We start from the raw sequence: 13,022 nt of genomic DNA on the forward strand, positions 1-13,022 counted from the left end.
TAGACGCGACATGCAACTTCGGGAACGGGTCAATTCCGCTCTGAAACAGGCGATGAAGGACCGGGCCGGCGACAGGCTCTGCACCCTGCGGCTGATCAACGCCGCGATCAAGGACCGCGATATCGCGGCACGGGGTGAGGGCAGCGAGGAAGGTGTCGGCGAAGGCGAAGTGCTGGCCATCCTCGGCAAGATGGTCAAGCAACGCCAGGAAAGCGCAAGGGTATACGAGGAAGGCGGTCGTATCGACCTGGCCCAGCAGGAGCTGGGCGAGATCGAGGTGATCGAGGAATTCCTGCCCAAGCAGCTTTCCGACAAGGAGGTCGAGACGGCCATCGACGAGGCGGTCAACGCCACCGGGGCCAACTCGATCCGCGACATGGGCAAGATCATGGGTCTGCTGAAGTCGAAGTATACCGGACAGATGGACTTCGGTGCCGCTGGCTCCAAGGTGAAGCAACGCCTCGCCTCCTGAGCCTTTCGGGCCTGCAAGACATCAGACCCCCGGCGCCGACAGGTGCCGGGGGTTTTTCTTTTGCCGGAGGGGGCTGGTGGCTTTGCGGAACCCCTTGGCACGGCGGCGGGTTGGACATGAGGTATCGCAGGAGGACCCTCATGAAAGCCCGATCCGAAGCCCAGCAAAAGGCCGCCGGCGCCGCCCTTGCGGCCAAGCGCGGCGAGCAGGACCCAGATGACCTGCAAGGCGCCTCGCGCGAGATGTATGACGACATGAGCGAGGCGGAACTCGAGGAGATGGCCTCGACCTCGCATGACGACCTGCCGAAGCGCGCCTAGGTGCGGCGGAAGGCGGCGCGCAGCTCCGGACCCAGGCGCTTGCGCTCGTCCTCCGAGAGGAAGGCGCCGATCTCGACCTCGCGGCCATTGCCGGACAGCGTCAGGTAATGCGGCACCGGCCCGCCGGTCTCGTGATCCGTGACGCGTACCCAGTAGGTGTTGCAGCGCCATTCGGCGTGGCTGTCGCGGGGTCCGTCGCGGGTCAGCAGGGTCTCGGCCTCGCCGATCCGCAGCTGCTCGGTGATCAGCCCGTCGGCGTAGGAGCGCCTGAGCCCCCACCACAGGCCCCAGGTTGCCAGCAGCGCGAAGGGCAGCAGGCCCCAGAGCGCCATGGTGCCCAGGAAGGCCGTGAGCGGAATCATCGCCAGGGTGAAGAAGGTCAGGATGACGGCCGCGAACCCCTGCGGCGGCAGGGAGCGGTGCGGCGTCAGTTCCAGGTCGGTGTCGCTGGTCCAGCGGTAGGGCATGGGGGCCTCATGCAAAAGGGGCGCCACATGGGCGCCCCTTCGTTTCAACGGTCATCCGGGGCTCAATGCGCCGGGGACTTGTCCCAGTCTTCCTGCTTCGGCAGCTGCTCGAAGGTGTGCTCGGGCGGCGGCGAGGGCAGGGTCCATTCCAGGGTGTCTGCGTATTCGTTCCAGTAGTTGTTCTGGGTCACCTTCGCGCCGCGGAACAGCGAGTAGAAGACGATACCGAAGAAGAACACGAAGGAGGCGAAGGACACGAAGGCGCCGATCGAGGACCAGAAGTTCCACAGCGCGAAACCTTCCGGGTAGTCGATGTAGCGGCGCGGCATGCCCTGGCGACCCAGGAAGTGCTGCGGGAAGAAGGTCAGGTTGGCACCGAGGAACATCATCCAGAAGTGCAGCTTGCCTGCCCACTCGGGGTATTGGCGCCCGGTCATCTTGCCGAAGTAGAAGTAGATACCGGCGAAGATGGCGAAGACGGCACCCAGCGACATCACGTAGTGGAAGTGCGCCACGACGTAGTAGGTGTCATGGAAGGCACGGTCCACCGGTGCCTGGCTCAGCACCAGGCCGGTCACGCCGCCCACGGTGAAGAGGAACAGGAAGCCGAAGGCCCAGAGCATGGGCGTCTTGAACTCGATCGAGCCCTGCCACATCGTCGCGATCCAGCTGAAGACCTTCACGCCCGTGGGCACCGCGATGACCATCGTCGCCAGCATGAAGTAGCTCTGCTGGGTCAGCGACAGGCCGACGGTGTACATGTGGTGCGCCCAGACGACGAAGCCCAGAACACCGATGGCGATGATGGCCAGGACCATCGGCAGGTAGCCGAAGATCGGCTTGCGCGAGAAGGTCGAGATCACGTGGCTGATGATGCCGAAGCCGGGCAGCACGATGATGTAGACCTCGGGGTGACCGAAGAACCACAGGATGTGCTGGTAGAGGATCGGGTCACCGCCGCCGGCAGGATCGAAGAAGGTCGTGCCGAAGTTGCGGTCGGTCAGCAGCATGGTGATGGCGCCGGCCAGGACTGGCAGGGCCAGGAGGATCAGCCATGCGGTCACGAAGACGGACCAGGCAAACAGCGGCACCTTGAACAGGGTCATGCCGGGGGCACGCATGTTCAGGAAGGTGGTGATGATGTTGATCGACCCCAGGATCGACGAGGCACCCGAGACGTGGACCGCGAAGATCGCCAGGTCCATCGAGTAGCCGCCCTCGTTGGTCGACAGCGGCGGGTAGAGCACCCAGCCGACGCCCGAGCCCAGCTGGTCATTGCCACCCGGTGCCAGCAGCGAGGCGACGCCGAGGCCGACACCGGCCACGTACATCCAGAAGCTGAGGTTGTTCAGACGCGGGAAGGCCATGTCCGGCGCACCGATCTGCAGCGGCATGAAGTAGTTGCCGAAGCCGCCGAAGAGCGCGGGAATCACCACGAAGAACATCATCAGGACGCCGTGATAGGTGATCATCACGTTCCAGAGGTGCCCGTTCGGGGTACATTCCGCGGCGGAGGGCCAGAATCGCGCGCCCTCGAGGCACATGAACTGCACCCCCGGATGCATCAGCTCCATCCGCATGTAGACAGTGAAAAGCACCGAGATCAGGCCCGTCACCGCGGCGACGACCAGATAGAGAATCCCGATATCCTTGTGGTTCGTGGACATGAACCAGCGGGTGAAGAACCCGCGATCGTCCTCGGCTCCGTGGCCCTGAACGGCTGCGTCGGCCATGCTTGCCTCCTCGTCAGAATGTCTGAAACCCACGGAAGGCATTCCGCGGGGCTCGCAAATTAGTGACTTTCTATAATCGGCGCGCGGTTCCGACAATGGCCGTATTTGACGCAGATCAAATTTTTCCCCCGCGCGCATGCCACTGGATGTCGCGCCGGGGGCGTTTCCGGGCCCCAGGGGCCCTCAGGCCCCTTGCGGAACTGGCCCCGAGGGTTCAGGAGCCCTCGTCTTCGCTGTCCGCTTCCGCAGCGGCATCCGAGAAGGTCGCCAGATATGCCGCCACGTCGGCCTGCTTCGACTTCATCTTGAAGGTCATCTTGGTCTTTGCCTTCGGGTCGTCGAGGTAGGTCTGCAGGAAGCCGCGGGCGTCGGTCATGTAGTCCTGGATGTTGTCCACGTCGAAGACCAGCCCGGCTTCACCCGCGGCGACGATGGAGGCGCCGTAGTTGAAATCGGTGGTGCCGGCGGTGCGGCCGATCACGCCGTAGAGGTTGGGCCCGGTCGGCCCGCCCCTGACGAAGACCTCATCGGCCGAGGCGATGGCATGGCAGGCCTTGCACTTGCGGAACTCCTTCTCGCCGACGGCGGGATCGCCTTCGGCAAGGGCGGGGCCGGCCAGCGCGAGGCATGCGGCTGCCAGGGTGAAAAATCGGGTCATGGTCTATCCTCCGATCCGGGGTTGCTGCATTGGCTGCCCCAACTCTAGGGCAAGAGCGCCCCGGACCACAGGAAATGCGTGTCGGCCAATTGTCGCAGGGGCCGGCGGGCGCTCAGGACTGGGGTTCGGGGAAGGCGGTCTGGAAGTTGGCCATCAGCGCGCTGTCCAGGTCCTCCATCGTGACCGGCAGGCCCAGGTCGACGAGGCTGGTGACACCGTGGTCCGAGATCCCGCAGGGCACGATGCCCGAGAAATGCTCCAGGTCCGGCTCGACGTTGACCGAGATGCCGTGGAAGCTGACCCAGCGACGCAGCCGGATGCCGATGGCGGCGATCTTGTCCTCGCGCACCGCGCCATCGGGGCCCGGTGCCTTCTCGGGGCGCGGGACCCAGACGCCGACGCGGCCCTCGCGGATCTCGCCGCGAATGCCGAAGTCGCGCAGGGTGTCGATGACCCAGCCCTCCAGCGCCTTGACGAAGGCGCGGATGTCGCGGCCGCGGCGATTGAGGTCCAGCATCACGTAGACCACCCGCTGACCCGGCCCATGATAGGTATATTGTCCACCGCGCCGCGCCTCGTAGACGGGGAATCGGTCCGGCGCGACGAGGTCTTCCTCTCGGGCCGAGGTGCCGGCGGTGTAGAGGGGGGGATGCTCCAGCAGCCAGATCGCCTCCGAGGCCTCGCCCGCGGCAATCGCCGCCACGCGGGCCTCCATCTCGGCGAGCGCCGTTTCATAGGGGACCGGCTCGGCGGAGATGATCCATTCGATCGGATTTTCGCTTTTGGAGACGTCAAGCTGCGCCAAATCTTCTCCTCCGATTAACGGATCACGGGCAATGCTGGATTCGATCAGTCCAGCTTCATCTAGTACGATCGGGGAGTTTGATCCATGTCCTATCGCGCCTTTGTCCGCGGGATGCTTGCGGCATCCCTGCTGGCTGCCGCACCCCTGTCTGCCATGGCGGACAACTTCGGTGCCGCCATTGTCGGCGGCATCATCGGCAGCGCCCTGATGAACGGGGCCAGCCAGCCCAAGCGGTCGTCCCCTGGGGTGTCCTCGGCGACCCGCTCGCGCAATGCCGAGACCCAGACGGCGCTCAACTACTTCGGCTTTGCCGCCGGGACCCCCGACGGCGTGCTGGGCTCGCGCTCGCGCAGCGCGATCATGCAGTACCAGGGCTACATGGGGTTCCCTGCCACGGGGCGGCTGCAGCCATTCGAGCGTGATCACCTGGTCGGCTCCTACAACCGTGCGGCGCTCGGCGGGCCTGATGTGACGCGGTCGCTCAACAAGTCCCGCGACGGGACGCGCGGTCTGCTGGTGCTCTGGCGGGACGGGGGCGGGGCCTCTGGGGGCAGGGGCCATGGCGGCATGGGCTATGCGGGCCTGCCGGTCGAGGTCTCGGATGCGGTGGACGAGATCGCCGAAAGCACCGAGCCTTCGCCGGAACAGCTGTTGCAACGTGCGGGCTTCATCCAGACCGCGGATCTGAACGGCGACGGCCAGAACGACTATATAATCGACACCTCCGTGACCGGCTCGAGCTTCTGGTGCGGCGCCAGCCAATGCACGACGATGCTCTTTGTCTCTTCGGCGCAGGGCTACCAGCGGCGGCAGTTCCAGTATCTCATGAACCCGCAGCGCAGCAATTCGGTGCAGGTCAGCTTCTTCCACTGCGATCACACCGGCTGCCGGATGAACGACCCGCTGGCGCAGCCGCAGCGCACCATTGCCCCGGTGCCCGGCGCTTCGGTTCCCGCCGCGCCGCCACAACAGCTGGCCGCAGCACCTGCGCTGCAGCCCTCGACTCAGCCGGCCCCGCCAGCGACCCTGCCGAGCTTTGCCCCGCAGCCTGCGCCCGCGCCCTCCCTTGCCAGCTATTGCGAGAAGGTTGGGCTTGGGACCTCGTCCAACGGCGGCTTCATGACGGTTGCAACCATGTCAGACCCCGCCATCGCCCTGGGAGAGCAGTTCTGCTTCGCGCGGACCTATGCCAAGACGGAAGGCGAGCAGATGCTGCAACGCGTTCCGGGCCTGACCCCGGCGGCGGTGGCCGGGCAATGTGCCGGCTTCAAGCCGTTGCTGGCGCCCTATGTCTCGCGCCTGGCAAGCGTCCCGGCACGGCAGGTGGTGGCCGATGTGGCGCAATATGCGGCCACCTCGGGGCTGGCGGCGGATCAGCTGAAGGCGACCGCGAAGATCTGCCTCTATTCCGGCTACCGCGACGACAACATGGCCGTGGCGCTTGGCTCTGCGCTGCATATGGTCGGCCTGGGCGAGACCCCCTATGCCGAGCTCGTGGCCCATCACCTGAACAAGGGCTTCGGCGCCGAGAAGAATCCGCTGGCCGCCACCGGCTGGTATCGCCTGTCCATCGAGGCGCTCGAGGGTGGTGCGCCTTCCGTCTTCGGCACAAGCCTGCCCGATCGAACCGCGCTGTTACGGGCCGCGGCGCTTGGAACCCCGCCTGCCACCGATGCGCCGGTGGCCACCAGCCTGCCCACCTTCACCATCAGCGACTAGGCCCTTTCCGGTTTCCCCCAAGGGCCGGTCCCCCTCTGGACCGGCCTTTTTCGCGCCGTGCCGCGCGCGTCTGGATCAATGGAAAAAGGGGGGTGGCGGGGCAGGTGGGAAAATCCGTCCGCTCCGGGTGATTTTGCTCTTCACATTGCCCACGCTGCTCGTTATACGCCCGCTACCTACCAGATCACGTGCGGTCGTGGCGGAATTGGTAGACGCGCAGCGTTGAGGTCGCTGTGGGGTAACACCCGTGGAAGTTCGAGTCTTCTCGACCGCACCAATCTCTTTACAGAGATAACCCCCCTGAAATACAAGAAACCCTTGAAAATCAGGCCCCTCCGGGGGCTTGGGTTTTCTTGTTTCTTGCACAGGCTTTGCACACGCTTTGCACAAAGGGGGTCGGATGTCTGAAATTCGTGTCGAAGGTGCGAAGCTCATTGGCGAGACTTGGCACTATCACAAGAGAATCCCGAAACGGTTGCGGGAGGCCTTCGGCCTGCCTGAATTCAAGCGCGGGACCATGAGGACGAAAGACCCAGACGAAGCCCGACGACTGGCGCGGGCGATGCTCGCGGAGTTGGACCAAATGGCCCGCCAGCTCGACTCGGTGTCCGCACGGGTGGGGGTATTTGCTGACCTCTCGAACAAGGAGCAAGCTGCGCTTCTTGACGAGGTAGAGGCGAACGTGAAGACCCTGCCAATCGAACAGCGGCAGGCGATCCGCAAGGCAGGGGGGGTATTCGAGGCCGGTAGGAAGATGCGCGAGCATGAGGTGCAGGCGGCGTTCCTTCGCGCTGCTGATCGACACGTAAATCATCACGCATAGGCAGAGCTACCCGACACACGTGGGCGTGGAAACCCGTCAGGGCTTTTCAAGACAGATGACACTCGCTTTGAGTGGGCTGACGCTTGCTACGACGAAGGCTGGGATAGCGAAGGCGTGAAGCGCGGAGACATCAACTATCGCAGCGCTTCGCGCCTTTGCGTTAGGCGCACTTCGCCGGTCTCTGGGACCCGGCGAAAGTACTAGCTTTCAAACACCCCAGAAATTTGATCGTCAGCAAAATTCTGATAGAATTGCCCTCGGGTCTTAGGTCTCAGGAGGGTAAGCTAGTGCGGAAGCCGACACAATCTGATGATCAGCCAGGCGGCCAGCCAAGCAACCTGATGGAGCGCATTGCGTCAGTGCAGCTACGTGCGCGAGCGATATCAACTGAGGCGACTCTGAGCGAGGCTGAGTTAAAAGCTTTCATGGATGAACAGTGGGCTGAAAACAGCTAGGGGACTTCACGCGGCATACTCCAGCTCGAGACTGTTGGTACAATCTGCGGTTCGCTCTGTTCGGCGACTTAACTCAAGTTCAAATTGACATAGGCAGCCTACGCTGTGCGGCGGGAGCGGTTGTTGTGACATTCCACAGAGTTTCGGTCAGATACCGTCAATTCAAGCATCAAGCGCCGAAGGACCGGCACCAGTTCCCTGAGCCACGCACGAGCCTGGCATCGCCACGACGGGCGGGAAGCCGACATTAGCTGCAGGCGCGAAAGCGCCTCGAGTTTTCCGTGGAAGCGGACTTTCAGCCTCCCTTTCATTACGGGAGACGGCAGCAGGCCACGCAAAGGCACTTAACTTTTTGGAAAATGAACCCGCAGAACTACGCAGGAAATGCCTACCGCTTACGTCGTTGGCGCGATTTTCTTCATTTGGACTTGTACCGCTCCCTCATTTCCTTGTCGAGCTTGACCATGTCGAGGACGTATGAGGAGAAGGCAAGCTCCCGGGATCCGATCGAGTAGTGCCAGGATCGGGCATCAAGCGCCGCCAACTGGTCGGAAGCGATGGACTTTGGGCCAAGATATGTGGTGAGGTCGGCAGTCTGAAAATCGGGCCCGATCCAGAATGACAAACTTTCCTCTTCCGGCCCTTTTCTCGCGGTGATGCACCCGTTTGTCAGCACATTGATCAGTTCGTGCGCTTGCCGGATCGGGTGCCCGTTGAGACTGGCTCCGTGGAACACCCGGTTTGCAATGACAATGCCGGTATGAACAACGCATTTTGAATTTTCCTTCCAGCCAAGTCTTTCGAATAGCTTTGACTGGTTCGCGGGGTCCGCAAAAATGTCTTGCCGTATGTCGAGTTGCTTCCCGGCCTTGCGGATATGGTCCCAACTGTTTCGCGCCTCATGCACAGACACAGGGTGATAAGCATTCTTGCATTCGAGAAGGATGAGCACATCATCGCGTCTTGCGACGATATCCAGTTCCAGTTTTTGCCCGGCGATCTTCGACTTCAAGTCGCTTTCGACCTCGAACCCAGCGGAGCGGAGCGCGTCGGCGACAGAGTGAACCATGAGGTCCTTCGAACCGATCGCTGCCGACCGGAAGCCGTTGGCGACAATGGTGTTGCGGACGAGGTTGGAGACCGCCACAACATGCGGGGCGATCATGTAGTAGCCGCCGACGTCTACAAATGGACGGTATTGGAGATCGAGATGCCCATCTCCAGGAACCATCTTTAATAGCTCGATAACTTCACGCGCCTTATCCTCGGTGCCAAGGATTAGCTGCATCTGCTCAACCATCGCCTCGTGCGAAATAGCCAAGAGTGTCGAGGTCAGCGTCAACTCTTCGCGCTCGACTGCGTTTGAGATATCTGCCAGCCGACGCTGGTACGCGCAGCTAATGAAGTTGAAGTAGCGCTGCGTCTTGAGGACGTCCAGCGATGAGATTCGGTCTGTGATGGGGAAGACAAGGTCATCGAACGTTCCGAAGTGGTCGACGTCCAGTTCCATGAGCATCTGGATCTCATCGCGAAACAGCTCATCGGTTGCGAACCAGGCATCGAAGACTACCGGGATTGCAGGCATCAGCAGAACGAAGCGTCTTACGGGATGATCTTTAATCTCAAGCAGATTGTCGAAGCTGCCGCGGTCAAACCCCGTGTCTATCAGCGTTCGAATAGAAATTGGCTGATCTGCTTCCTGCAAGTGGAACTGCCGAATAAAAGCTTGGATTCGCTGCTGTATGAAGCCAAGGCGAACCGCACGCTCGACGTCCGGATCAATTGAGGAGATCGTGACCTCCTCCTCTTTGCGGTCCGCACGGTATGGCAACCCATCGATGAGTTGCTCCGCCTCCCTGAATTTCGCCAGACGAATTGCGGCTACCAACAGTCGTTCATAGACGAGCGCATTTTTTCCCGCGGCATCGGTGTCCACATGTGCGAAGGACATACCATCGACCGGGAACATCGACGCATAGATATGTAATATGAACGATGCTGCCTCAGCGTACTCCTCGGAAGAGTAACGCCTACTATCTAACGAACTGGATTCGTGGTCCTTAATCCATTCACGATAGAAAAGATTGTTGATCAATACGAAGACAGTTTTCAGCACCACCGAACGGTGCGCCCTCACCTTCATTTCGATTTCTTTTTTCAGCGTTCGGGCGTTTCCTGCGACGCACGTCAGCGCCTCGACTGACTCGAGGTAAGCGATCCGATCAGGCGACATGGCGAAAACGTCACGGACGCCGAGTACCGCCTTAGCGATCCTGCCAATCAGGGAACCTCTGTATTCGTATCGCGACGCGCGGAGCACGCCATTGCGCCGCATACAGGAAATGGCATGGTCGGGTTCAAGGAAGATCATCGCCATAGCAGTCGCTATCGCTTCACGCGGCCGATTTTCAGCTAGGTGCTCCGCGAGCACAGATACATGCGCCTTTACGTCTGTCGAAAGCGCCTTTGTCACTGGAGGTCTCTCCTCCTTTCGGAGCAGGGATACCATGGAGGTTTGTGTCTTGGCAGAAAGCAAGCTGCCGATGAGGTCGGAGACTAACGACGTCTGCATCACATTATGCTCTTTTTGTATTGGGCACCGTCGCAGACAGTATGATGTGTGAGTCTATCGCTCACTAGACCCGTCCGTATATTTCGCCCAGACAGTCTTCTGAATGAGCGCCTGCAACCATGTAGTTGCCTGGCAACGGATCGATAGCTGCTCCACCAGTCGTGGAGCAGGACGAAACGGCGCCTTTCAAGGCTGGCGTAGAGCTGTCGAGTGACCGAGAGTAAGGAGAAAAGCGGAGGTCGCTGTGGAGGTGGTCGAAAGGCAGCAGAGGGTGGCCTAGCCCTTTGGAGGGAGTGCTACCTACCAAGCCCTTTCGGCGAAAACGTCAAGTTGCAGACGTGGCTTGCGCTGTATCCGATGCTAAAGCTTCCAATCAGTGAGTTGATTTCTGTTCCCATGGCAAGTCCTCCTATGATTGACATCGGCCCAATGCCGAAAGTTCCAAATGCGTAGAGGATGCCGGTCGCCAGAAGCAAAACAGCAATTATTGACTTAAGAGCATGACGTTTCCCACACGGCGTTTCCGCCGAAAGAACTCGAGACCCTGATATGAGTTCTAAAGTATCGTTTTTCAAGTGCCTTCCTGAATGACCGCTTTGGCAAAGCTGCACTGCGGCGCGTTTCATGCTCAAGTACGTCCAGTCAGGGCCGAGATCTACTTAGACGAGGACCTAAGCGCTTCCAAGACATCAATGTCTCCGGCGAGGAACTGTGCTACCTCAAGGCCCGTCCTCATCTCAGAAGCTGCCCCTTCAGGATTTTTTACCTTTGGAAGGTTGGTAACTCTCCGGAACTCGGTGTCCAGTCCAAGCGTGTTGTGTCGCCACATAATCCCGTTTTCACCACTGGGCCATGCGCAGGTCGGGTCCAAGAGTAAGGCGGTGTCGAGATAGAAATTCGAACCGGGAAGCCCCCCGCCGCTTCCAGAGCTTTCGGCAACATATGCCTTTGTGAAAGCGAAGTTTGCCTGAAGTTGAGGCACGACGTCAAAGGACGGTCTTGCAGTGGACGCTTCCCGTATTGCTTGCTCAGCGCTCATTTGTCCTTCACGGAAACGGTGAAGGATGGAGTTCACCTTGCTATGGTCGCTTTCGGTCTTGGCCCTTCGTCCTCTCATCCGGAAGCCACATGCAACGACCATTCTAATCCCCGGATCACCACGCCTGGCCTCAAGGGCGTTGATCGCATTAAACAATTCCCAGCTTTTTTCCAAAAATTCGTGACCGTTGGAACGGCTCCGCAACGACAGGTCACGGAAGGCTGCGACGCCGTCATTTATAACCAGACTCGGAAAATGTCGGCTGCTGTGTTCTGCCACGATGCGATGAAACTCGCGCATTCGACTAATGCTGGATTTCGCGCGTTCATCCATGGGATTGAAGGCTGCTTCGGCGATTTTGCCTCCGTAGCCGAGGAGATCTCCCCACGCCACAATCGAGACTTGAAACGGGAACCTTGTGCCCTGACTCACGGGCGGGTTGTTTTTGGGAGTTTTCGGGATCTTGCGCCTCACCAATCGTGAAACCTCTCTGTGGTAATGGCTGGACCTTAGGCGAGAACTTGAAGGTCCGCTATGGGAGGCCGCGGCCCTACGGTCAGAAAAATTGCGAACGGCAGGTCAGGGCCGCGAATGCCGAGCCGATCATCATGGAGGCAGGTCCTGGCTGCGGCGGCGGCGCATGACCGGTTCGAGCACTTAAGATGCCGGCCAATCTCGTCAAGTGACTCCGGATGTAAAGTGTGGCATCGAAAGCAAGGAAGTGCGGCTAGTGAAGCTGCTGTGGGGGCGTGGGAATTGCAGAGTGTTAATTGAAACACTGGACACCGCCGTCTCCGTAAACGGCCTATACGTGCTCGCGCGTGACGTGCAGCGTATACTTGGCCAGTATAGCTTCAATCTTTTCGTCTGGACACACGACGAGACCTTTCGTGTCTCCTTGCTTGGCTCGGCGACGCCATTAATCTATCGAGATCAATATCTTGTGCTCTGCACAGGCCACCAGATCAAGGGTGTTGACCCCGAAGACATCAGTATGCTCACGGAGGACGGTGAATTTGCTGTGACATCGTCTGGTTACACAGCATTGCGTAGCGGCGCCGAAGGTATGCTGCATGACTTGCAGGACATCGTAATCTTCAACTTCAATGACGCATGCGAAGAGCATCCAGCCCTCCGGCAGAGGTTCTTCAAAGTTGGGGAGTTTCCGCCGGATTGTATGAGCGATGCTATAGTCGCGGTGCTAAACTACGGGTATCCCTCGAAGGACCAGCTATACGAGCTCCATGACAAGAACCACATTGGATCGCGCCGCCGCGCAACGACATTGAAAGCCCACCGTCAGCCGCCGGATGAGACGTTGCTCCACCTAAAGCCACTGCAGAAGTTGACGTTCAGTCCTGATGGGCTCAGCGGAGGGCCGAACTTCGTCATCCAACGATCAGGTAAGGATTTCGTCGCATATTTCGCAGGTGTCACTGTGCGGGCAGGAGCGGAGGATCTCTACATGGTTAAGAGTGGTTGCATTAAAGGCCTCTTGGATACAGCGATTGACGTCCGCTCATGATCGTTTGGGGACATCTTTCAATTAGATTGGCAATTCCGTGCTCCAATTTCATCAAGCCTTCCAAGGTCAAGTTCTTGGGTGGTAGCCAAGTCCACTAGGTCCAGCACTACCGACCTCCCGCCGCTTGTCAGTGTTGCGCGGTGCGGTGTTTGACCGGTTTGGGGAAGCCGCACTGCAGCGACAAGCCTTCGGTGAAGGTCGGCTCTGGGCCGGAAGTGTGATCGAGTGCGGCCTTGGTCGCTAGACTTTCGCCACTGTGCCGCACATGCTCGCTTCGAGTCCATGCTGGTCATTGATCTAGTCATGAATCCATAGGACACTTCGGTTTTCTCTGCCGCATGACGTGCTCCCCGTAGTGTCCGCGTTTTTTAGTTCGCTCTGTTCAGGGTTTGGTCCTCTACTGACCGTTGGTGATACTCCCACGGGGTGAGCCC

11 protein-coding genes and 1 tRNA gene are annotated in these 13,022 nt (G+C 60.1%); 6 read left to right on the forward strand and 6 right to left on the reverse strand.

What is annotated here, in order from left to right:
* Positions 1–10 precede the first annotated feature (10 nt).
* A complete protein-coding gene (locus CRO50_RS10690; RefSeq protein WP_097145873.1) occupies positions 11–472 on the forward strand; it encodes a GatB/YqeY domain-containing protein in 462 nt (153 codons plus the stop codon).
* A gap of 140 nt (positions 473–612) precedes the next feature.
* The gene (locus tag CRO50_RS10695; RefSeq protein WP_097145874.1) at positions 613–792 is read left to right on the forward strand and encodes a DUF3008 family protein; all 180 of its coding nucleotides are present in this window, start codon (positions 613–615) and stop codon (positions 790–792) included.
* Here the strand turns inward: CRO50_RS10695 and CRO50_RS10700 are convergent.
* From CRO50_RS10700 to lipB, 4 genes are all read right to left on the reverse strand, one after another.
* Positions 789–1,259: a DUF2244 domain-containing protein gene (locus CRO50_RS10700; protein WP_097145875.1), complete on the reverse strand. Its 471-nt coding sequence runs from the start codon at positions 1,257–1,259 to the stop codon at positions 789–791. The genes CRO50_RS10695 and CRO50_RS10700 overlap by 4 nt on opposite strands.
* 62 nt (positions 1,260–1,321) lie before the next feature.
* Entirely contained in the window at positions 1,322–2,992 is a 1,671-nt protein-coding gene (gene ctaD, locus CRO50_RS10705; protein ID WP_097145876.1) for a cytochrome c oxidase subunit I, read from the reverse strand.
* A 214-nt stretch (positions 2,993–3,206) separates the two neighbouring features.
* On the reverse strand, positions 3,207–3,650 hold the full coding sequence (locus CRO50_RS10710) for a c-type cytochrome (RefSeq protein WP_097145877.1): 444 nt from the start codon (positions 3,648–3,650) through the stop codon (positions 3,207–3,209).
* Positions 3,651–3,762: 112 nt separating this feature from the next.
* Positions 3,763–4,455: a lipoyl(octanoyl) transferase LipB gene (lipB, locus tag CRO50_RS10715; RefSeq protein WP_097145878.1), complete on the reverse strand. Its 693-nt coding sequence runs from the start codon at positions 4,453–4,455 to the stop codon at positions 3,763–3,765.
* Between the two features lie 84 nt (positions 4,456–4,539).
* Here lipB and CRO50_RS10720 point away from each other — a divergent pair, with 84 nt between their 5' ends.
* From CRO50_RS10720 to CRO50_RS10730, 3 genes are all read left to right on the forward strand, one after another.
* Complete coding sequence (locus CRO50_RS10720; protein WP_097145879.1) at positions 4,540–6,174, forward strand: peptidoglycan-binding domain-containing protein; 1,635 nt, start codon at positions 4,540–4,542, stop codon at positions 6,172–6,174.
* A 190-nt stretch (positions 6,175–6,364) separates the two neighbouring features.
* Positions 6,365–6,451 (forward strand) — tRNA-Leu (locus CRO50_RS10725).
* Between the two features lie 123 nt (positions 6,452–6,574).
* Complete coding sequence (locus CRO50_RS10730) at positions 6,575–6,997, forward strand: DUF6538 domain-containing protein (RefSeq protein ID WP_097145880.1); 423 nt, start codon at positions 6,575–6,577, stop codon at positions 6,995–6,997.
* An 873-nt stretch (positions 6,998–7,870) separates the two neighbouring features.
* Here the strand turns inward: CRO50_RS10730 and CRO50_RS10735 are convergent.
* Both CRO50_RS10735 and CRO50_RS10740 read right to left on the reverse strand, forming a co-directional pair.
* Positions 7,871–9,925, reverse strand: a complete 2,055-nt coding sequence (locus CRO50_RS10735) for a hypothetical protein (protein WP_143516899.1) — start codon at positions 9,923–9,925, stop codon at positions 7,871–7,873.
* Positions 9,926–10,679: 754 nt separating this feature from the next.
* A complete protein-coding gene (locus CRO50_RS10740) occupies positions 10,680–11,537 on the reverse strand; it encodes a hypothetical protein (RefSeq protein ID WP_198431762.1) in 858 nt (285 codons plus the stop codon).
* Between the two features lie 289 nt (positions 11,538–11,826).
* On the opposite strand from CRO50_RS10740, the gene CRO50_RS10745 reads away from it, so the two are divergent.
* The gene (locus CRO50_RS10745) at positions 11,827–12,588 is read left to right on the forward strand and encodes a hypothetical protein (protein WP_143516900.1); all 762 of its coding nucleotides are present in this window, start codon (positions 11,827–11,829) and stop codon (positions 12,586–12,588) included.
* The last annotated feature ends 434 nt before the right edge of the window (positions 12,589–13,022 follow it).

This window comes from Pseudooceanicola antarcticus (assembly GCF_900215355.1).
Lineage (GTDB): Bacteria > Pseudomonadota > Alphaproteobacteria > Rhodobacterales > Rhodobacteraceae > Pseudooceanicola > Pseudooceanicola antarcticus.